The sequence below is a fragment of the Rhizobium etli 8C-3 genome, from assembly GCF_001908375.1.
Classification (GTDB): domain Bacteria; phylum Pseudomonadota; class Alphaproteobacteria; order Rhizobiales; family Rhizobiaceae; genus Rhizobium; species Rhizobium etli_B.
Map to the genome: position 1 here is coordinate 1,585,110 of NZ_CP017244.1, position 20,959 is coordinate 1,606,068.

Annotated in this window: 18 protein-coding genes and 3 pseudogenes; 10 read left to right on the top strand and 11 right to left on the bottom strand. The window is 58.8% G+C overall.

Annotated elements, in window-relative coordinates:
• Window positions 1-1,435: 1,435 nt before the first annotated feature.
• From AM571_RS32405 to AM571_RS32415, 3 genes and pseudogenes are all read right to left on the bottom strand, one after another.
• Window positions 1,436-2,322, bottom strand: a pseudogene (locus AM571_RS32405) (SMP-30/gluconolactonase/LRE family protein).
• 65 nt (window positions 2,323-2,387) lie between these two features.
• On the bottom strand, window positions 2,388-3,419 hold the full coding sequence (locus AM571_RS32410; protein ID WP_074065026.1) for an L-idonate 5-dehydrogenase: 1,032 nt from the start codon (window positions 3,417-3,419) through the stop codon (window positions 2,388-2,390).
• An 11-nt stretch (window positions 3,420-3,430) separates the two neighbouring features.
• Window positions 3,431-4,378 carry a 2-hydroxyacid dehydrogenase gene (locus AM571_RS32415; RefSeq protein WP_074065027.1) on the bottom strand — a complete coding sequence of 316 codons (948 nt, stop codon included), beginning with the start codon at window positions 4,376-4,378 and terminating at the stop codon, window positions 3,431-3,433.
• An 88-nt stretch (window positions 4,379-4,466) separates the two neighbouring features.
• Between AM571_RS32415 and AM571_RS32420 the strand changes: the two genes are divergently transcribed.
• The 5 genes from AM571_RS32420 (at window position 4,467) to AM571_RS32440 (ending at window position 8,133) form a co-directional block, all read left to right on the top strand.
• Window positions 4,467-5,225 (top strand): SDR family oxidoreductase, encoded by a 759-nt coding sequence (locus tag AM571_RS32420; RefSeq protein WP_074065028.1) that lies wholly within the window; start codon window positions 4,467-4,469, stop codon window positions 5,223-5,225.
• 22 nt (window positions 5,226-5,247) lie between these two features.
• The gene (locus tag AM571_RS32425; protein ID WP_132551749.1) at window positions 5,248-5,730 is read left to right on the top strand and encodes a gluconokinase; all 483 of its coding nucleotides are present in this window, start codon (window positions 5,248-5,250) and stop codon (window positions 5,728-5,730) included.
• Complete coding sequence (locus AM571_RS32430) at window positions 5,727-6,614, top strand: NAD(P)-dependent oxidoreductase (protein WP_074065030.1); 888 nt, start codon at window positions 5,727-5,729, stop codon at window positions 6,612-6,614. Before AM571_RS32425 ends, AM571_RS32430 begins: the two co-directional genes overlap by 4 nt.
• Window positions 6,611-6,943 (top strand): hypothetical protein, encoded by a 333-nt coding sequence (locus AM571_RS32435; RefSeq protein WP_074065031.1) that lies wholly within the window; start codon window positions 6,611-6,613, stop codon window positions 6,941-6,943. The genes AM571_RS32430 and AM571_RS32435 overlap by 4 nt, the downstream gene beginning before the upstream one ends.
• Window positions 6,944-7,119: 176 nt before the next feature.
• Complete coding sequence (locus AM571_RS32440; RefSeq protein ID WP_074065711.1) at window positions 7,120-8,133, top strand: LacI family DNA-binding transcriptional regulator; 1,014 nt, start codon at window positions 7,120-7,122, stop codon at window positions 8,131-8,133.
• Between the two features lie 48 nt (window positions 8,134-8,181).
• Here AM571_RS32440 and AM571_RS32445 read toward each other — a convergent pair whose 3' ends face one another.
• The 4 genes from AM571_RS32445 to AM571_RS32460 form a co-directional block, all read right to left on the bottom strand.
• Window positions 8,182-8,913, bottom strand: coding sequence for an amino acid ABC transporter ATP-binding protein (locus tag AM571_RS32445; protein ID WP_074065032.1), 732 nt, complete (start codon window positions 8,911-8,913; stop codon window positions 8,182-8,184).
• Entirely contained in the window at window positions 8,894-9,553 is a 660-nt protein-coding gene (locus tag AM571_RS32450; RefSeq protein WP_074065033.1) for an amino acid ABC transporter permease, read from the bottom strand. The genes AM571_RS32445 and AM571_RS32450 overlap by 20 nt, the downstream gene beginning before the upstream one ends.
• Window positions 9,550-10,254, bottom strand: coding sequence for an amino acid ABC transporter permease (locus AM571_RS32455; RefSeq protein WP_074065034.1), 705 nt, complete (start codon window positions 10,252-10,254; stop codon window positions 9,550-9,552). Before AM571_RS32455 ends, AM571_RS32450 begins: the two co-directional genes overlap by 4 nt.
• Before the next feature lie 66 nt (window positions 10,255-10,320).
• Window positions 10,321-11,124 carry a transporter substrate-binding domain-containing protein gene (locus AM571_RS32460; RefSeq protein ID WP_074065035.1) on the bottom strand — a complete coding sequence of 268 codons (804 nt, stop codon included), beginning with the start codon at window positions 11,122-11,124 and terminating at the stop codon, window positions 10,321-10,323.
• A 210-nt stretch (window positions 11,125-11,334) separates the two neighbouring features.
• On the opposite strand from AM571_RS32460, the gene AM571_RS32465 reads away from it, so the two are divergent.
• On the top strand, window positions 11,335-12,357 hold the full coding sequence (locus AM571_RS32465) for a LacI family DNA-binding transcriptional regulator (protein ID WP_074065036.1): 1,023 nt from the start codon (window positions 11,335-11,337) through the stop codon (window positions 12,355-12,357).
• A gap of 96 nt (window positions 12,358-12,453) precedes the next feature.
• On the opposite strand, the gene AM571_RS32470 is transcribed toward AM571_RS32465, so the two are convergent.
• Genes AM571_RS32470 through AM571_RS32480 form a run of 3 tightly spaced genes read right to left on the bottom strand, consistent with a single transcriptional unit; the run spans window position 12,454 to window position 16,161 of the window.
• Window positions 12,454-13,554 carry a substrate-binding domain-containing protein gene (locus tag AM571_RS32470; protein WP_074065037.1) on the bottom strand — a complete coding sequence of 367 codons (1,101 nt, stop codon included), beginning with the start codon at window positions 13,552-13,554 and terminating at the stop codon, window positions 12,454-12,456.
• Window positions 13,551-14,648, bottom strand: a complete 1,098-nt coding sequence (locus AM571_RS32475) for an ABC transporter permease (RefSeq protein WP_074065038.1) — start codon at window positions 14,646-14,648, stop codon at window positions 13,551-13,553. The genes AM571_RS32470 and AM571_RS32475 overlap by 4 nt, the downstream gene beginning before the upstream one ends.
• A 16-nt stretch (window positions 14,649-14,664) precedes the next feature.
• Window positions 14,665-16,161 (bottom strand): sugar ABC transporter ATP-binding protein, encoded by a 1,497-nt coding sequence (locus AM571_RS32480; RefSeq protein ID WP_074065039.1) that lies wholly within the window; start codon window positions 16,159-16,161, stop codon window positions 14,665-14,667.
• 691 nt (window positions 16,162-16,852) lie between these two features.
• On the opposite strand from AM571_RS32480, the gene AM571_RS32490 reads away from it, so the two are divergent.
• From AM571_RS32490 to AM571_RS32500, 4 genes and pseudogenes are all read left to right on the top strand, one after another.
• Window positions 16,853-17,749 carry a sensor domain-containing diguanylate cyclase gene (locus AM571_RS32490; protein ID WP_074065041.1) on the top strand — a complete coding sequence of 299 codons (897 nt, stop codon included), beginning with the start codon at window positions 16,853-16,855 and terminating at the stop codon, window positions 17,747-17,749.
• Window positions 17,750-17,841: 92 nt separating this feature from the next.
• Window positions 17,842-18,126, top strand: a complete 285-nt coding sequence (locus AM571_RS36730) for a hypothetical protein (protein WP_155774565.1) — start codon at window positions 17,842-17,844, stop codon at window positions 18,124-18,126.
• Window positions 18,078-18,236 (top strand): annotated as a pseudogene (locus tag AM571_RS32495) (SDR family oxidoreductase); the annotation flags it as partial. The gene AM571_RS36730 and the pseudogene AM571_RS32495, both read left to right, overlap by 49 nt.
• A 27-nt stretch (window positions 18,237-18,263) precedes the next feature.
• Window positions 18,264-18,484 (top strand): annotated as a pseudogene (locus tag AM571_RS32500) (tautomerase family protein).
• 151 nt (window positions 18,485-18,635) lie between these two features.
• On the opposite strand, the gene htpG reads toward AM571_RS32500, so the two are convergent.
• Window positions 18,636-20,528, bottom strand: coding sequence for a molecular chaperone HtpG (htpG, locus tag AM571_RS32505; RefSeq protein WP_074065042.1), 1,893 nt, complete (start codon window positions 20,526-20,528; stop codon window positions 18,636-18,638).
• Between the last annotated feature and the right edge of the window lie 431 nt (window positions 20,529-20,959).

The window sequence follows — 20,959 nt, forward strand, 5'->3', positions numbered from 1 at the left end:
TCAATCGCCGATCCGTTCCCTTCAGTGAAGACAGGCGTGCATCTCAATCCCGGTCCAGTAACCCACCCTGTACTGCGCTCAGGATAGCTGCGACCGGCGCATATGCGCTCAAAGCACACTGTCGGGCACCGATGAGGACATTCCCGGGCCAACGCCCGATAGGCACTCGTGTGACCTATGGTGGAGGTGGCCGGTATGTCCGCCAAATGTACTACCCTTGGGTAATAGCCTTTCTCATCAAAGACGCTAACATGAATTCATCAAATTCGTACTGTCGGCTGACCACGGATGTACTGGCAGCCGTTGTCGATTGATCAAGAAGGGCCGGTGCGCGTGTCGTCCGGCCCTTTGCTTTAGAATTGCGGCTGCCAAGCTTGCCACGTTCCTCTTCATGTTGATGGCTTCAGATGCTGCGTGAAACAGCGTCAGGCCCAGTCAGATGGCTGAAAACAGCGTGAGTCAGACCAAAGTCCGACCGTTTCTCAGACTTCGTGCCGATACCACCTCCAGGCAGCTACAGTAGATTTGTCCGCAAAAGGGTTGTGAGTTTTCGCTATGGCAAAGGTCTTCGTGGTTGCGATGTCACTCGTGATGGTTGTTTTCTGGGGTTCCGTCGGCGTTCTGATGTACTCCCTGCTGACCTGAGAAGTGCGGAAAACTCGTCCTCGCCGGGTCCAGATTCGATTGCTCGAGGAATAGTTGACGCCCGATGGGTAGCCGAACCCTCAGCTGTGCCCTATAGTTTCCTTAGAGCAATGGAGGTTGCCTGAGGAGGGTCTAGATCATGAGCGATACTGCTGTTGGTTTTATGGTGGCAGCTGAACTGTCAGCCCTATTCTGGGCCGCAGCGCTCATGGTGGCATTATCGATCTCTTGACGACGCACGACTCCTCATCTGCGAGCTTGGCTGCCGCCATCTTCGATGAGCAGCATCTGCTATAGGTTTCGACCTTCCGGCTGGCGGGGCGGATTTTGAGCCTTCAGAGAGGCGGCGGGCAATTTCGATCGACTTGCGCTTCGCCCGACAATCGCGGTAAAGCTGCAAGATGGACGACAATGTCATCAAGTTTCGCAAGCCCAGCCCACCCCGTCAGCGAGATCCCCGTCTTCGCAAGATTCTCGTTGTCGTCGGCGCGCTTGTTCTGTTTGCAGCCGTCTGGCTCTATTTCGCATTCGTGGGTGCCCCGATGGCTTCTTGAGGCCGCCGGCACTTCAAAAGGTCGATGGCCGCGCGCATCACAGGGGGCTGGCAGGGCCGCCGACATGAGGCGATGAGAGTCGGGTGTCACCAGAGGGCCAATCTCCAGAATCGTTCGGCGCAACGGGCAGCTACATCGACGGTGCGCGAGACAGTTTACCAGAAAAGTCACCGCCTAGAAGAGGCTCTGAAAAACCTCAGTATTCGATTTCTGATCTGATCGCTCGAGGGGTGAACTCACGGATTTTGAGCACCACTTCGATTAAGCGTGATTGCATAAATGCTCGTTGTCGCAGCGATGAAGAGCTGATGTTTCGCACGACCACCGAAGCAAAGGTTCGACACAGTCTCCGGGACGAGGATCTTGCCCATCAGATGACCGTCCGGGGCGAGACAATGTACCCCATCGGCTGCCGAAGACCACAGGTTACCGTCATCATCCATTCGAAAGCCATCCGCGCATCCGGGATTGATGGCGCAAAATACCTCTCCGCCGGCAAGCCGACCGTCGGGCGCAACATCAAAGACCCGGATACAGAGCTGAACATCCGCCCGGTATCAGCAACATAAAGGCGAGATTCGTCTGGACTAAAGGCCAGGCCATTCGGGCAGGCAAAATCCGCCAGCACTGCTTCGATTTTTCCGGAGGGCTCCACCCGGTAGACATGGCACGGCAGTTCCTGCTCGGCACGAAAGCCCTCGTATTCGGTCATGATCCCGTAGTGCGGATCGGAAAACCAGATCGAATTGTCCGATTTTACGACCACATCGTTAGGAGAGTTTAGCCGCCTGCCCCTGTAGCTATCGGCAATTACAGTGACGGAACCGTCGAGTTCGGTCCGTGTCACTCGCCGCGTTCCATGCTCGCATGTCACCAGTCTGCCCTGCTTGTCCCGCGTATTGCCATTGGCAAAGTTCGACGGATCTCTGAATGCCGAAACCCCAGCCCCCGCGGACCAGCGAAGGATGCGGTTGTTGGGAATGTCCGAGAACAAAAGGCATCCCGCGTCGCCGAACCAGACCGGGCCCTCGACTCAGTCAAAGCCGGTGGCGATCTGCTTGACCGGCGCATTGCCGAGCACATAGGTGCTAAACAGCGGATCAAGCACTTCAAAAAACGACATTGCGCTCTTCTCCATATCCACGAGACCCTCCTATAAGGACAGCCGGAGGCGAGTAGGGCCTGGTATCAGTTAAAGGCAATCTGGGCCTTCATCGCCTGGCTTCTATCAGTTGCCAGTTCGAAGGCGGCCACAGCGTCCGATAGGGGAAGTGTGTGGGTGATCAGCGGCTTCACGTCGATCAGCCCCTTTTGCATCAACCCGACACCGGCCGCAAATTCTTCGTGAAAGCGGAAGGAACCACGCAGGTCAAGTTCCTTGGCCGTGATCGCCATCATCGGGAGGTTCATGTCCCCGCCAAGGCCAAGCTGAATAATCACGGCGCGCGGTCGAAGGGCGGTGATGCCGGCAACCAAGGCAGGTGCGGCACCGGAGCACTCGTAAAGCACGTCGAACGAGCCCTTCTGGGCTGCGTAAGGGGTCAGCGCATCGGGCTGGTCTCCCATATTGATGGTCCTGTCCGCGCCGACCTTGCGTGCCAGAGAGAGGGTGAAATCGGACAGATCCGTTGCCACGATTTCGGCGGCGCCGGCACGGCGTGCTGCAAGGATCGACAGAAGGCCGATCGGCCCGCAGCCGGTCACCAGAACCCGCTTACCCAATATTTCTCCCGCCCGGCGCGTGGCGTGAAGGGTAACGGCCAGCGGTTCTGCGATCGCCGCTTCGGCTGGGGTAAGACCGTCTGCCGGCACGCATTGAACGGCATCGGCGACGAGAGCCTCTCGGAAAGCGCCCTGGACATGCGGGAAAGGCATGGCACTGCCATAAAACCGCATATTGAGGCACTGATTGTGAAGTCCTTCCTGGCAATAAAGGCACGATCGGCACGGCCGGGACGGAGAAACGGCGACGAGCTGGCCCGATCTCAATCCCTCTACGCCTGAGCCGAGTGCTTCCACATAGGCCGACACCTCGTGACCAAGGATCATCGGCTCCCGCAGCCGAACCGAGCCGAAGCCGCCGTGATTGTAATAGTGCAGATCGCTGCCGCAGATGCCTCCTGTCGCAAGGCGCAGGCGCACTTCTCCGGGTCCTGGCGCTTCGATTGGACGTTCCTCGATACGCAGGTCTTTCGGACCATGAATGACGATGGCTTTCATCGGTGCGCTCCCTAAAGAACCGGGGTCAGCAGAGGCTGACCGGAAAAATGCGCCATGAGATTGTCACGAACAAGCTGTCCCATGGCCTTGCGTGTTTCGATGGTTCCAGAGGCGTGATGCGGCTGCAGGAGCACATTGTCGAGGGCGAGGAACCGTGGATTGAGCTTCGGCTCGCCTTCGAACACGTCAAGGGCAGCGGAGCCCAGCGCTCCGCTTTCGAGTGCATCGAGCAAGGCTTCCTCGTCAATATTGGAGGCGCGGGAGATGTTGACCAGCATCCCCTCCCCGCCGAGAGCCGCAATGACCTCGCGGCCGACGATGTGGCGGGTGGCGGCGGAAGCGGCCAACGTGACGAACAGAAAATCCGAACGCGCCGCGAGCGCTACCGGATCGGCGACAAATTCCCAATCGGCGGCGAAATCTTTTGGCGCGACATCGCAATAGGCGATCTGCATATCGAAGCCCTGGAGGCGTTTGGCCACTTCATACCCGATCCGGCCGAGGCCGAGCACGCCGGCGCGGCGGCCCCACACGCGGCGCTTCAGCGGGTAGAGCCCCTTTTGCGCCCAGCTTCCGTCCTTTACCCAGCTTTCCGCATCAATCATGCCGCGCGACAGGCAAAGCATCATCGCCACGCCAAGATCGGCTACGTCGTTCGTCAGCACATCCGGTGTGTTGGTGACGCGGATACCACGCTCCCGGCAAGCCGCCAGATCGACGGCATCAAAACCCACCCCATAGACAGAGATCACCTCGAGTAAAGGGCAGGCCTCGATCATGGCGCGGCTGGCGCCGAGTTCGCCTCGCGTGGCGATCGCCCGAACATTGGGACCGACAGCAGCAAGAAACTCCTGCTTGTCGGGGGCCTCGAAGTAACGATGAACCGAAAATGCAGCTTTAAGAGGCGCCTCATCCCATTCCGGATAGGGCCCGACTTGAAGGATCTGGGGTTTGCTCATTTCGGTGTCTCCGTCACTTGACAATTAATGTTATCGATAACATAAAGATGGGCATTGCGAATGTCGAGACAAAAAATGGGGGTGACCAATGGGGCAGGACTTGTTTGACTTGACGGGCCGGCGAGCCCTCGTCACGGGATCGTCGCAGGGGATCGGCCTTGCCCTTGCACGCGGTCTTGCCAATGCCGGTGCCGAAATCGTGCTCAACGGTCGCGACGCTGCAAAACTTGCGGAAGCTGCGAGAGGTCTCGGTGGCAGCACGCATCAACTGGCATTCGACGCGACCGATCATGAGGCCGTTCGCGAAGCGGTGGACGGCTTCGAAGCAACGATCGGTGCGATCGACATTCTCGTCAACAATGCGGGAATGCAGCATCGCACGCCGCTCGAGGACTTTCCGGCGGAGGCGTTCGAGCAGCTTATGCGGACCAATATCTCCACTGTTTTCAACGTTGGCCAAGCGGTCGCACGGCACATGATCAAACGCGGAGCTGGCAAGATCATCAATATCGCCAGCGTACAGACTGCATTGGCACGTCCCGGCATTGCACCCTACACCGCGACCAAGGGTGCTGTTGGCAATCTGACCAAGGGAATGGCCACCGACTGGGCCAAATATGGACTGCAATGCAATGCCATTGCGCCTGGCTATTTCGATACGCCCTTGAACGCCGCATTGGTTGCCGATTCCAACTTTTCCGCCTGGCTGGAAAAGCGCACGCCGGCCGGCCGCTGGGGCAAAGTGGATGAACTGGTCGGCGCCTGCGTGTTCCTAGCCTCCGACGCATCCTCATTTGTGAACGGACATGTGCTTTATGTTGACGGTGGCATCACGGCCTCTCTTTAAGGTTTCGCAGAGATTGGTGCTGATGGGGGTTGCAGGCTGCGGCAAGTCCTCGGTCGGCGCCGCGCTCGCGGCACGATTGGGGGCGGTATATCTCGATGGCGACGACCTTCACCCTTCGGAAAATATCGACAAGATGCGCCGCGGCATGGCCTTGGACGATGAGGATCGCTGGCCATGGTTGACCTTGGTCGGCCGGAAACTGTCCAACTCCGGAGGGCCACAGATCGTCGGCTGTTCGGCGCTCAAGCGAGCCTACCGCATTCATATCACGCAGACTTGCGCAGAGACGGTCACCTTCGTTCATCTTGCCGGTACTCCCGAGGTCATCAAGGCGCGAATGAATGCCAGAAAAGGTCATTTTATGCCAACCGGCCTGCTGACGAGCCAGTTCGCAGCGCTGGAACCACCGGGGGCGGACGAAAACGCGTTCAGCGTGGATATTGACCGGCCCCTCGGCTCGATTGTCGAAGCAATCGTCACGCAATTGGAAGGAATGAAGACATGACGAACAAGGTTGCATTGATCGGCGCCGGCGCGATGGGCGGCGCCATCGGAGCCCGGCTCGTCGAAACCGGGAATCTACTGACGGTCTTTGATCTGGACGAGACCAAGATGCGCGAGCTGGTCGACAAAGGCGCTGTGCCGGCGGCAAGCGCGGCAGCAGCAGCCGCCGGCTCGGACTATGTCATCCTCAGCCTCAACTCGGCGAAAATCGTCCGCCTCGCCGTTTTCGGCGAAGGCGGCGTTGCAGGCGGCGCCAGGCCCGGAACCATCATCATAGACATGTCCTCGATCGACCCGGAGGCGACGAAGGCCCTGGCGTCCGAGGCGGCGCAGATGGGTCTGCGCTGGGTCGACAGTCCGCTGTCGGGTGGCGCGCCCAAGGCATTGGTCGGGCAGCTTACGCTTATGGCCGGCGGCAAGGAAAAAGACGTCGCTGATGCACATGAGGTGCTGCGGCACGTCGCCTCGAATTACACACATATGGGGCCTTCCGGGGCCGGCCAGACCACGAAGCTGATCAACCAGGTTCTCTGCGGGCTCAATTTCCTGGCCGTGGCGGAAGCGACGCAGTTGGCTCTCGACGCCGGCGTGGATGCGGCAAAGATCCCGCAGGCTTTGAAGGGCGGCCGGGCTGACAGCGCCATCCTGCAAGAATACATGCCGCGCTTCGTAGTCAAAGATTACCGTCGCACCGGCCGGATCGACAACATGGTCAAGGATTTGAGCGGGGCGCAGGATCTCGCCCGCCGCACCAACACCGCCATGCCGCTGACGGCGCTGTGCGCCGAAATTCACCGCATGCTAACTGCCGCCGGCCTCGGCGGTGAGGACCAAGCCGCCCTCATGGAATTTTTCAAGGGACCCAACAAGGACATCGTACAATGATAACACGCTACGCCCTCTTCGAGGGAAAGGTGAAGGACGGTCAAACGGAGGCGTTTCGGGCCGCAGTGCTCAACGACATCCTGCCGAAATGGAAGGCCTTTCCCGGCGCCCTCGACGTCCGGGTAACCTTCGCCGATGCCCGCGACGAAGGAGCGCCGGAAATTCCCATGATCCTTGCAATCAACTATCCCGACCTCGCAACCGTCGAGGCGGCGCTTGCAAGTCCAGCCCGCACCGCGGCCAAGGCGGCGACGGAAGCGGTGTTGGCCCGCTTTTTTGACGGGCGGATCCATCATCATGTGACCCAGGCAAACGAATTCCCGCTCTAAGCCTGAGGACTTGGCGGCAGCTGCGCTCTTGGCTGTTCGACTATCGGCAAGGGAGCAGACCCAAAGATCGAAGCGTCGAGACCCAAAGCATCGGGTGAATGGGGCGAAGTCACAACCTGCTTGCAAAATATGAATAAAGCGGTTGTATTGATCTGGTAACGATAACATGGATGCAGATGCCCAATTTTCGTAAACCACCGACCATGGCGGACGTCGCCCGCATGGCAGGCGTCTCGCCGATGACGGTGTCGCGCGCTTTCAAGCGCGACACCTCCGTCAGCCAGGAGACACGCGAGGCTGTCAGACGCGCAACCGAGGAACTGGGTTATGTCTTCGACAGCACGGCTTCCAATCTGCGATCACAGCGCACAGACTTCGTGGCCGTTACAATTCCCTCGATCAACAATGCCAATTTTGCCGATACGGTGCGAGCGCTGTCGGACGGCTTGTCGGATAAGGGCCTGCAAGTCCTGCTCGGCTACACGAACTACGATGTTCGCGAAGAAGAGCGCCTGATCGAACAGCTCTTGCGGCGCAAGCCCGAAGCAATCGTGGTCACGGGCGGCAAACATACATCGCGAGCGCGCAAACTCCTGTCGAATGCAGGCATCCCCGTCATTGAAACCTGGGATCTTCCAGAAGACCCGATAGGATACGTGGTCGGGTTCTCCAACGCATTGGCGGTGCGCGAGATGATCGATCATTTTGTCGATGTCGGCTATAGAAAGGTCGCCTTCATTGGTGGTGATGCTGATCGCGACACGCGCGGCAGCGATCGGCGAGCCGGCTTCTTAAGCGCGATGAAGGATCACGGGTTGGATGCGACGCGCCTGATTGCTGCCGGACCGCCGCCGATTTCAATGCGCGAGGGCGCGAATGCGATGGGCCGCTTGCTGGAGCATTTCCCGGATACCGAAGCGGTCATCTGCGTTTCCGATCTTTCTGCCTTCGGGGCGCTAACCGAATGTCAACGCCGCGGCATTGCTGTGCCGGACCAGATCGCCATCGGCGGCTTCGGCGACTACGAGATCGGCGCAATTTGCGTTCCCAGTCTGACAACGATCAACGCCTTTGCAGCCGAGATCGGAGCAAAAACGGCACGGCTCATTCTCGACGTCATGGACGGATCGCTGTCCGACAGCGTGATAACGATCCGGCCGGATCTGATTCTGCGCCAAACAAGCCGCTGAGGAAGTTAGCGGGCCGGAACAAGACTGCTTGTCCGCCCGCCCTCACGACTACTTGACGTCCGATTTCACAAACTGTCGCAATTCGGGCGTCTGTGGATTAGCAAACAGCTCCTTGGATGCTCCCTTTTCCCAGATTGTACCCTTGTGCATGAAGATCGTCTGGGTAGCCACCCGCCGTGCAAAACCCATCTCATGCGTGACGAGTATCATGGTCATTCCATCGCCGGCCAGTTTTTCCATGACCGTCAGCACTTCCTCGGTCAGTTCCGGATCGAGCGCAGAGGTGACTTCGTCGAAGAGCATCACCTTCGGACGCATTGCAAGGGAACGGGCAATCGCCACACGCTGCTGCTGGCCGCCAGACAGCTGATCCGGATAGGCATCGAATTTTTCCGAAAGGCCCACGAGCTGGAGGACCTCGCGGGCGATCTCCCGTGTCTGCGCCTTCGCGACGTCTTTGACAATGCGGGGCGCCAACATGATGTTCTCGCCCACCGTCAGATGGGGAAAGAGGTTGTAGCTTTGGAAGACGATGCCGACATCGGTGCGCAGGCTTCGCAATGCCTTTGCGTCTCCCCCAAGTGCATGGCCGGCGATCTCGATGCGACCGGAGTTGATGCTTTCCAAGCCGTTCATGCAGCGTAGCAGCGTGCTCTTACCAGAACCGGACCGGCCGATCAGTGCAAAGACCTCTCCGCGCCCGACGCGGAGCGATACGCCCTTGAGGACCTCGAGCGCACCAAAACTCTTGTGAACATTTTCAACGATTACTTCCGGCATGAAGCCTCCTTTCCAGCCAACGCGACAGCTGGGACAATGGGTAGCAGACCACGAAATACAGAGCGGCCACTGCGATGAAGACGCGGAAGGGCTGGAATGTCGTGTTATTGACAAGCTGGCCTGCGCGGGCGAGTTCGACGAAGCCGATGATCGACGCGATCGACGTATTCTTGACCACCTGCACCGCAAAGCCGACGGTTGGCGGCAGCGAAATTCGCACTGCCTGCGGCAGGATGATGTAGCGGTATTGTTGAAACCGCGTCATGGCAAGCGATTCGGACGCTTCCCATTGCTGCTTCGGCACCGCCTGGATGCAGCCACGCCAGATTTCCGAGAGATACCCTGACGCGTAGATCGTCATCGATGCGCCGGCGGCAAAGAGCGGCGGCAGCTCAAGGCCGGCAAGGCTGAGGCCATAGTAGGACAAAAACAGGATCATGAGCACCGGAATGCCCTGGATAACCTGAATATAGGAACCTGCGGCAAAGCGCACGGCCTTGACGGGTGAGGTTCGGGCAAGCGCCAGGGCAAAGCCGAGCAGACCTCCGCCGACAAGCGCGATGACCGTCAGGAGAATGGTCCACTGCAGTGCTTGCAGCAAGAAGCCGAATTCATCGAAACCAAACGTTCTCAGTGTCATGCCGGCACCTCCGGCAGGGCCGTCATCGTGCGCCGTGCAACCCGCCTGCCAAAGAGCCACATACCGATGAATGCCAGTGCTGCGCGCAGCGCCAGCGCCAGCGCCAGATAGACAAGTGTGACGACAATGTAGACTTCGAACGACCGGTAGGTCTGCGATTCGACGAAAGCGGCCGAGGCGGCAAGCTCATGGGTCGAAATCGCCGAGCAGATGCTGGAGGCCAGCATCATCAACACGAACTGGCTGCACAAGGCCGGATAGACCTTGGCGAGCGCCGGCACCAGAATGACGTGGCGATAGATCTGGAAACGCGAGAAGCCAAGCGCCTCGCCCGCTTCAATCTGGGACTTGTGCACGGCTTCGATGCCCGCACGGATGATTTCGGTTGAATAGGCGGCAAGATTGATGGTCATGCCGATCAGCGCCGCCGTGTCGGCACCCACGCGAATACCAAGCCCAGGCAGGCCAAAATAGACGATGAAGAGCTGGACCAGGAAGGGCGTGTTGCGGATCACCTCGACGTAAGCATCGACGAGATAGCGCACGGCACCGCCCTTTATGGAGCGCAAGGATGCAAGCGTGACACCAGCGACCGAACCGAGAACGATCGACAGGATCGACAGCTTGACCGTCAGCCAGATACCGCTCAGGATTTCGCCCTGATACTGGGCCAGTACGCCGAATTGGAATGTGTAGGACATAAGCGAGCTCCGTCGAAGTTTCGCAGCCTGCCGGTGCCTCACCGGCAGGCTCTCCTGCAAGCTCAATCAGAAGGACGGAAGGGTCGGCATCGGACGGCCCGTCCATTTCGTCGCGATCTTGTCGAGATCGCCGGAGATCTTCATCAGATAGATCGACGTATTCAGCCATTGACGCAGCTCGAAATCGTCGATCTTCGTCGCCATCGAGTTGCCTTGCTGGAAGAAGGTGAAACCGACCTGGAGGCCAGCGTCAGGGCGCTGCTTGATGATCGCTTCTCCCACGGTCGACGGCAGTGCGACCGCATCGGCCTGACCGGCGATCAGCGCCTGCGCACTAGTGGAGTCGTCTTCGAAAACCACGATCTCCATCCCGGGAACCGCTGCCTTGCGAAGTGCGGTCTCCTGTGACGAACCGCGATTGACCGCGACGCGCTTGCCCTGGAGATCGGCAAGGCTCGCGAACTTCTGGTCGGGCCCGGATATGATATCCATGTTAAAGGCGCTGTAAGGCTGCGTAAACATCACGGTCTTGGCACGCTCACCCGTCGGGGCCAGCGTCGCAACGAGGAAGTCGACCTTTCCGGTCTGGAGCGCCGGAATACGTGCCGGCGGCGTCAGTGGGACGAGTTCGACAGGCAGCGAGAGATATCCCGCAATCAAGTTGGCGACGTCAACGTCGTAGCCGGTCGGATTGCCTTTTTCATCCACCATCCCCATAGGCGGCGCACCGGTCAGGACCCCGATCCGGACCGTGCCGCGTGATATGATGTCATTGAGCGTGACCGCCCCGGCTTCGGCCGTCATCGCCAAGGACGAGATGGCGAGTGTGGCTGCCGTTACAACCGCGCGCATAGAGTTAAAAACATTCATTACATTCCTCCACCTAAATTGACCGAGCCTTTGCTCGTACATGCGATTTCTGAAGCAACAGAACCGCTCCATGCCTCGCCTCTTCTGGCCCCTCGCACTTTGCATTGCATCTGAGACATGCGAGGGTTATCGTTAACCTGATTTTATGTTATCGATAACAATTGGGCTGTCAAGCAGGTTTTTACTTTTCAACGCGCGGGGCTGAGGCAAGTGGCAAAGGATAGGACACAGATCGTCACGCTGCTTGATGTGGCTGCGAAGGCAGGCGTGAGCAGCATGACGGTCTCAAAGGTGATGCGAGGCGTCGGCAACATTTCGAAGGGGACGCAACAAAGAGTGAGATGTGCTGCAGATGAGCTTGGTTATCTGCCGAACAACATTGCTGGATCATTGAGCTCGCGCAAGAGCCGGATGGTGGCAGTGATCATCCCCTCGATCAGCGACATCGTCTTTTCCGAAGTGCTGAGCGGAGTAAACGCCATCCTCGGTCCCAACGGGCTTCATACGTTCATCGGAGAATCCCATTTCGATCCCGGCATCGAGGAAAACCTGGTCCGCGAGATGCTGTCTTTTCGTCCGGCAGGGCTTTTGCTAAACGGCGGCATGGCACGAAGCGCCGTTTGCCACAGATTGCTGGAAAGGCGCACCTGCCCGGCCATTCAATTATGGGATTGCGAAAGTGATGATCTCGATTTCAGCGCAGGCCCTTCGCACAAAGAGGCAGGGCAACTCGTTGCTGCACATTTCCTGGAGCGCGGCCTCAGGCGCGTTGCCTATGTCGGAGCCGAACTGGAGAAGGATCTCTGCGCCCGCTGGCGCTACGGCGCCTTGCGCTCGATGCTTGCGAGCGCCAACATCGAGCTGGTCAGCATGGTTTGCGAGAATCGGCCAAGACAGGCCGAGACAGGACGCGTCCTCACCCAGGAATTGATCCGTCACCATCCCGAGATCCAGGCTATTCACTTCCTGAACGATGCTATGGCCCTTGGTGGCCTGTCCTATCTACACGAGGCGAGTATACCAGTTCCAGAGCAGATCTCCGTGGTGGGATTTAACGGCACGTCCATCGCCAACACCGTCCGAACCCGACTTACAACCGTTGACACACCTCGCGCCGAGATCGGAAAGATGGCGGCTCAATCGCTATTGAATATACTTGCCAACGTGCACGTGGACAGATCGTGGCGCGCTGAGATCCAGCTCATCCAGGGCAACACGACGACCAAACGATAATCGATCGGCTATTCATCCTTCCGTTGATCTTGCTTGCGACACAATAGGCAAAAAAATGGCACCATTCGCGGTGCCCAGTTTCCGGGAGGGAGGCTGTTACATCTTGCCCCAGAGCTTTTTATACTCGTCTCGATAACCATTTTCCGGATCGAACGAATTCTTGGGGCCGCCGTCGAATTCGACATTGTCGGCGGTGACGACGTGGAGCGGCGAGAGATAGCCAGACCACTGTTGACCGGCAAAGGCGCGGTTCAGCTCGTCGACCAGCTGCCAGCCCTGCAGGTTGAGGGGCTCGGCGACCGTAACTTTCTGGAACTGGCCGGCGCGGATGCGCTGGTATGCCGATTCCGAGCCGTCACCGGCAGCGACATTGATTGGCGCGTCTGTACCGCCCTTGCCGGCAGCTGCCAGAGACGGGCCCATGAAGTCGAAATACAGATCGTTGATGGCAAGCGAATGGGTCCACTGGTCGCCGTGTTTCTGCAGCAACGATGTCGTCAGTTGCGGCATGCGCTGGGAAGTTTCGGCAATGGGGGTGTCGACATATTCAAGAACCTTGCCGCCCAGTCTTTCGATTTCCTCTTTCATCTTGTCGGCCTTTGCGATGGCGATCGCATAGGTCGAGTCGGTGAAGATCACGACGCCTGGCTTACCCTTCGCATCTGCATAGGCCCAGTCTGCGGCCGACTTTGAAACTTCCATCGCGTCGGTGCTGACGTTGGCGAAAAGGCCGGTCTTTTCGTCAGGACCGATGACCGGGCCGGCATGCCAGGCGACAAGGGGTACTCCCGCAGACTTTGCCTGCTCGAGAGCCGGCGCCTGCTCGACGGCGTCGAAGCCGTTGATGATGATCCCGGCGGGTTTCAGCGCCATGGCCTGGCCGAAGGCTGCGGTGCGGCCGCCGATCGAGCCCGCACCGTCGAGAACCTTGACCTGCCAACCGATGGCGGCTGCGGCCTCCTCGATGCCGGTGGTCACGCCCAAGATGCCGCCGTTCTTCAGATCGCCGGCGAGGACGACGATCGTCTTTCCCTCCTGCGCCTTGGGTCCTGTTTTCGGTCCGTCCCAGGTGGTGACTCGGGTCGCATATTTTTCCACCACCGCCTTGGCGTCGGACATGGCATCCGCCAGTGCCGGCCCTGCGAGCATCAGGGCCAGTGCGGCGACGGAACTCTGGATAAGCGTTCTGCGTTTCATGGTTCTTCCTCCCTTTGAAGATTGTGTGCCGACCGCGATGTTGAATTTTGAGATGCCAGACTTGTGGCTCCCATTTTTCCGACTGCACCCCGTTTCCTCTGCGCATAACCGGCGATGCCGATGGCCACGAGCAGGGTGAGGCCGTTGAAGAGTGGTTCGACGAAGAATGAACCACCGAATTGCTGAATGCCTGAAATACCGACGGCAAGAATAGTGACACCGGTCATCGTGCCCCAGACATTGACGCGTCCAGGCTTGATCGTCGTTGAGCCGAGAAAGGCACCGACGAGCGCCGGCAGAAGGTATTCGAGGCCAACACTGGCCTGGCCGATGCGCAGCTTCGAGGCGAGCAGGACGCCTGCAAGCGCAGCAAGGGTACCCGAAGAGACAAACGCGCCGATGACAAAGCGACGGACCGGGATGCCGTTCAGGGCTGCCGCCTTCGGATTGGCGCCGATCGCATAGACATAGCGGCCAATCGGCAGATATTCGAGAACAAGCCAGAGAGCTACGGCAAGAAGCAGCACATAAAAGCCGGTGATCGGCAGGCCGAATACCATGGTGCCGTTCAGTGAGTAAAAACCCTCCGGTAAGACGCCGACGATCTGGCGCCCGCCGGTGTGCCAGAGTGCCAGCGCGTAGAGGACCGTGCCGGTGCCGAGCGTCGCGATGAACGAGTCGATGCGCGCGACCTCCACCAGAAGGCCATTGAGAAAGCCTGTGATGGCGCCGAGCGCAAGCACGATGACGACTGCGACCGGCCAAGGTACACCGAACACGGTTTGCAGGCTGATCGCTAGAATGTGCCACAGCACGATGCCGTAGCCGACCGTAAGATCGATGCGGCCGGCAGCCATCGGTATCATGGCCGCCAGCGACAGGAGAGCGATGATCGCCTTGTCGGAGATGATCGAGCGAAGATTGAGAACCGTCGGAAAGGTCTGCGGCAGGAGAAGCGAAAACAGCACGATCAGCACAACGGTAAGGATGACCAGGCCGTAAACCGGCAGGAAGCGCAGGAGCCTTTGCGCATAGCTCAGCCCTGAAAGTTCGGCTCGGGTCGGCTCAAGGGCGGTGGATTCGATCGACTGCATTATCTTCTCCCGGAACTCAAGCGGCCTCTGAAGCCGACGCGGCAGCGATCACCGCCGCTGTGGTTAAATCCGCACCTTGCAGTTCACGTACGATCCGTCCGCGTGAAAACACCAAGGCACGATGGCAAATATGTGCGATTTCCTCGAAATCCGTCGACACCACGACGACCGCCAGACCCGCCTCGAGTGCACGGGCGATAAGCCGATAGATGTCGGCCTTGGCGCCGACATCGACGCCTGCGGTCGGATCCTCTGCGATCAGAAGCTTGCGGCCAGTTGCTAGCCAGCGGCCGACAACCACCTTCTGCTGGTTGCCTCCCGATAGCGCCTCGATCGGCAAGCTCTGGTCGTTCGGCCGCAACCCGACACTCTCGCCGATGGTGCTCGCCAGGTGCGCTTCTTTCAGCGGCGACAGGAAAGAAAGCAGCCTTCGTCCGGACGCTGCCGGATTGAGGAAAGTGTTTTCCCGGATTGACAGCGACATGGCAATGGATTCTTCCGTGCGGTCGCGCGCAATCAGGCCCATGCCGGACTTCATTGCCGCGACCGGGCTCGAAAGGTCCGGTGCCGCCCCACCAACATTGACAGCGCCGGAAAAAGCCTCGCAGCCAAAAAGGGCCCGACCGATCAGTTCCTGACCGGCCCCGCGCAAGCCAACCAACCCAAGCAGCTCTCCCTTGCGGATATCAAAGGAGACAGGTCCGGCACTGCGGCAGGCAAGATCGCGAATACTGACGATCGTCTCGCCCGCATGACTTGCCGATTTGGTGAAGAGCTGGTCCGCCTTTCGGCCGACGATCATTTCGATCAACTCGTCCGGCGTCGTCTGTGCCACCGGCTTCTGGCCAACCAGGCGCCCGTCGCGCAAGACTGCGACCCGGTCGGCAATGCGGAAAATCTCATCGAGCCGATGCGACACGTAGATCATTGCCACTCCGCGCGCTTTCAGCGGACGGATAGCATGGAAAAGGCGCTCGACCTCGTCGGCCGGAAGGCTGGCGGTCGGCTCGTCGAGAACAAGCACGTCCGCTTCCACGGCGAGCGCGCGGGCAATCGCCACAAGCGACTTTTCCGTGCGGGTGAGATCCTGGACACGCTTTGACGGATCAAAATCGCAGCCGACAAGATTCAGCGCCTCCCTGGCCCGCTCCTCCGTACGCCGCCAGTCGATCAGGCGCGAACGCATGGAAAAACCCTGCGCCAATCCGACATTTTCACCGACGGTCATCCATTCGATCAGGCCAAGGTCCTGGTGGATAAAGGCGAGAGGCTGACGTTCGTTGGGCCTTGGCGGCCGGTGGACATAGGGCTCGCCACGGAACTGGATATCGCCGCCATCAGGTTTGTAGATGCCGGCCAGGGTCTTGATGAGCGTCGATTTGCCGGCGCCATTTTCTCCAAGAAGCGCCAGGATTTCCCCGGGATACAAATCCAGCGATACTTGCGACAAGGCGCAGGTGCCGCCGAACTCCTTAGTGATGGAGCGAAACTCCAGCAGTTTTTCGCTCGACATCGGCGCTCCTCCCAAAGCTCTGTGAACTTGCAAGACACCGTATGTTATCGATAACAATTCTGTCAACAGGGAATTGCGTGGAGGCAGACCTGCATGTGGCCTCAAGCTGGCTTTACTCATAGAACCACTTCCAGACGTAGATCGTTCGATCCGCCCTCTGCGTCTGGCATCGCTGCTCGCGCCTACAGATGGAAAACACGATGCAGGATGACTGGGTTTGCTCGAATTGCCGGACGGAATGTGGAACGGTGGCTCGAAGGGAGCATCCCTCACAAAAAAGGCCCTGCGGGCTGGGGGCAGACGGGGCAGGGCCAGATGCCAGTACAGAACTGGCGGTACGCACGTCTCGTGGGCGTCGATGGTCTTCGAGAGCGTGCGCGAGATCGAGAATAACATATTTCTGGCACATCGAAGCCTGTCTCAAAGGCTTAAGCAAAGGAGTAGTAAGGCTCTCACGTCGCAAATGGGGCAAGTATTCCGACATTTGATTTGACACGCGCGAACGCGCCTGCCCGCAAAAGGCATTTGAGTGCCCCAGGCAATGCTCAGGCTTCCGCCTCGGCTTGTCACACGACATCATTGGCCCGAACCGCCCGCCTCCGGGTCATCCGCGACAGATGGGACCTGATACCTTTTCTCGGGGCGATTGAGCGACATGTACTGCCCAGTCCAACCGAAGCGATGTTTTGATATGATAGAGACTTTCGAGCAGTTTTTGCGCCTGACGCACGCCACTTCCGCCCTGATTGCCGTCTATGACGCTGATGATCGCCTGCGATATGCCAATGATGCCTTCCGCTCAGTTTACTTCATCGATGCCGACGAGACGCCGCTGTGGCCCGATCTGATGCGTCGCAATTTCGAACTCGGACGTGGCACGGTCATCCGCGTCGCCGATTTCGATGAATGGCTGCGATCGACACAATCGCGTCGCGGAAAAATTGGATTTCGCGCCTTCGAGACGGATTTGGTCGACGGCCGGTGGCTGTGGATGACTGAGGCGGTTCAAAAGAATGGCTGGATGCTGTGCATCGCCAGCGACATTACGAGCTTACGGGCAGACGAGCGAAGCGTCCGGCAGGATCGCGATCTTGCCATTAAGGCATCGCAAACCGACGAACTGACAGGCGTTGCCAATCGACGCTTCGTCATGGCGCGGATTGAGGATATGCTAGCATGCGCGCAAGATGGCGATGCCGGGTGCCTGGCCGTCTTCGACATCGATAATTTCAAGTATATCAACGACCGCCTGGGCCATCATATCGGCGACGTTGTTCTGCGGGACTTCGCCCACCGCATTCACCAGATCGTCCGACGCACCGATTGTTTCGGACGCGTTGGCGGGGAAGAGTTCCTCCTGGTGATGCCGCGTACCATCCTTGCGGACGCCATCGTTATCATCGAACGCATGCTCTCGATTATCCGAACTTGCCGGCCACTCATAGAACTTCCCGATTTCAGCTATACCTTCTCGGCAGGCATTGCTGCTTCTCAGGCAATGGATACCGTTTCGGATCTCTATCGCAGAGCCGACGAGGCTCTTTACGCCGCAAAACTCAATGGCCGCGACAGGGCGTGCGCGGCCTGAAGAATCAGATATCAGGGCCAGTATCGGCAGGCCGCCCCGTAGTCAGGTAAGGGCAGGCTTTATCATCTCATGGATGATTGAAGAGGCGGCCTTTGAAGGTTGGAGGAGTGACGGGTGGCGGGTCGGCCACCTCCGGCGGGTGGGGCCGGGCGTCTTTTTCCCGCCCCATTGCAGAGACCTTCGGCCGGAAAAGCTTCGACGGCTGGTCTGGAAGACATGACGCTGCCGCTTCCAAGATCCAGGCGAACGGAAGCCGTGCGATCGCCGTACAGGCAGATGTTGGTGCTCCGGGCGCTGCCGCCGAGCTGTTTGATGCTGCCGAGAACCCGGCAAGTCGGATGAACTGGTCCACTCCATCGCCAAGACGATATCCCTGAGCCGTCTTGGCCAACCGGAGAATGTCGCTTCGGTCGTTGCCTTCCTGGTGAGTTCGGAAGATGCCTGGGTGAACGGCCAGGTGCTCCGCGTCAATGGCGGCATGATCTGAAGCAAAACCCGAGCCGAGAAGGAAAGCATGCCATTCATGAACATCAAGACGCCGGAAGGCGCGCTGAACCGCGCCCAGAAACAGGAGATCGTGCACTGTTTTACGAATATGATCGCGAGTATTTTTCGTAGGCCGCAAGGCCGCACACAGTGGTGCTGATCGACGAGGTGAAGGACGGCGGTTATGGCCGCGCCGACAAGATATTTATTCTGCCGGACGTCTATTGCTGCAAAGAAAACAGCTACTGACCCATTGCCGGTGGACATGCCGTCCGCCTGCAATGTCGATTGCACCGCCGCCTGCCCAGCGCTTGCGTAAGCGTTCGCCGGACCTCGACTTCTTTGATGCTCGGTTCGTGGGGTCGCATTTTGGCAGAGTAGGCCTGCCGCCAACCCTCCATCAAGATTGCAAAGCTCTTTGGAATAACCGCGCTAGTCTTTCGGCAAAGGCACGGGGATCGACGGGTCTGTCGCCATCAAGGATCCGTGCCTGGTCAAGCAAGAGCAATGCTGCATCCTCTCTTAGCGAGGAGCCGTCGTCTTTGGCAGCAATTCCCTTCACCAGAGGATGCTCGAGATTGATCTCCAGGATGGGCTTTGCGAGCGACTGGAGTCGCCCGGCATCCTGCAGTATCTTTTCCATCTGGCGGTCATAGCCTTGCTCAGATGCGACGAGGCAAACCGCGCTTTCCGTCAGTCGATCGGAGGCACGAACATCCGACACTTGGTGTGCAAGCGTCTCGCGGGCAAAGGCAATGAAGCTCTGGAGATCAACCGGAGTTTCGCTGCTCATGGCTTGCTCTTCATTGGGTTTGGCGAACTGCGCCAGGTCGGCTGCCCCTTGCGTTATCGATTTGAAGGTCTTTCCCTTGAACTCGGGGGCATTCATCACCCAGAAGCTGTCGATGGGATCGGTCAACAGCAGGACCTCGATGCCGCGAGCGCGAAATCCTTCCAGCTGCGGCGAAGCCTTCAACTGATCCAGACTGGTGCCGGTCAAATAGTAAATTGCGCTCTGATCCTGTCTGGCATCCTTCAGATATTCTTCCAATGAGCGATACCCGTCACTCGAGGCCGTGGTTCTAAAGCGCGACAGGGCCATCAGCTGCGAGCGCCGTTCGAAATCCTCGTAAATGCCTTCTTTAACGATTGGACCAAAATTCTCCCAAAACTTGATGAAGGCGTCCGCATCGGTCTCGGCCAGTTTTTCGATTGCTGCCACCACCCTGCTGGTGATGCCCTTTCTGATCGCCGCCAGAACCGGGCTCGCCTGGATCATCTCGCGCGATACGTTGAGGGGAAGATCTGCGGTATCGAGCAGGCCCCTCACAAAGCGAAGATAACGCGGCACGAGTTCGGTGTCGTCGGTGATGAAGACACGCTTTACATAAAGCTTCATTCGGCCCTTGCGGTCGGGATCGAACATGTCGAAGGGCTGCGATCCCGGAACAAAGGCTAGTGCAGTATATTCATGCCGCCCTTCGGCCCGGAAATGAACAGTCACGGCAGGCTCGTCATATTGTCCGGAAATACCGCGGTAGAAATCCGTATATTCTTCGGGCGAAATGTCACTTTTCGAGCGAGTCCAAAGAGCCGTACCGTCGGTGAGCTGGATCGGTTCGGCGTTCGGCTTTTCAACGATCGTGATCGGCACGGGAACGTGGCCGGATTGTTCCTTGACGATCCGCTCGACCGACCAGCGGGTTGTGTAAGTCTTGGCGTCCTCCATCAAATGCAATGTGATGCGCGTGCCGCGCTGCGGAGCCGCAGCCAGGTCCACGGCACTGACGCTGTAGCTGCCCTTACCATCGGACGACCACAACCAGGCCTCATCGGTGCCCGCTCGCCGGCAAACCACGTCAACGCGGTCGGCTACCATGAAGCAGGAATAGAAGCCGACGCCGAACTGGCCGATCAGTTGGGCGCTCTCGCCGGCCTTGCTGGCCTCAATGCGCTCCATGAAGGCACGGGTTCCCGAGCGGGCAATGGTACCAAGCGCCTCAATCAAGTCGTCATGGCTCATACCGATACCATTGTCCTCGACGACCAATTGGCGCTTTTCCTCGTCGAGCGACAGCGTGATTCGGCTGTCTGGATCGTTTGCAAGGAGCGTGGGTGTGGCAATCGCCTCGAACCGTAGCTTTTCGCAAGCATCGGCGGCGTTCGAGATCAGTTCACGCAGAAAGACATCCTTGTCCGAATAGACCGAATGCACCATCATATGCAGGAGGCGGGCCACATCGGCTTCGAAGATGTGGTTCTCGGCAGGCTTGTGCGTGGCGGTCGTCGTCATACGTCATCATCTCCGTCATGATGAAAAAAGAACGATCGATCAGGTGGCAAAGACTGCGATCAAATTCAAGATGTTTCTTTGACGCCGAATGAAGCGCAATGCTCGTCCGCTTTCGCCGCCGGTTTTTGGAATTCTCGGTGTCACCCGCTCCAGCTTGACGTAATCCGCCAGCGCCTTGCCGACCTCGGGCAGATGCGGCAGCCTGTCATGCCTGTCGCCCTTTCCACGAATGAGGGTTCTCCCGAGCGCCAGTTGATGTCGTCGATCTGAATGGCGACAACCTCTGGCGGATGCAGAGCGAGGCGCGCCATCAACAGCACCATTGTGGAGTTGTGCAAAAACTGGATGGTGTCGTGTTGCGCACTGCATCCAGTGTTATGCTAACCGGCTCGAGAAAGAGATGACGTGGGAGCCGCCTGCCGAACCGCTGC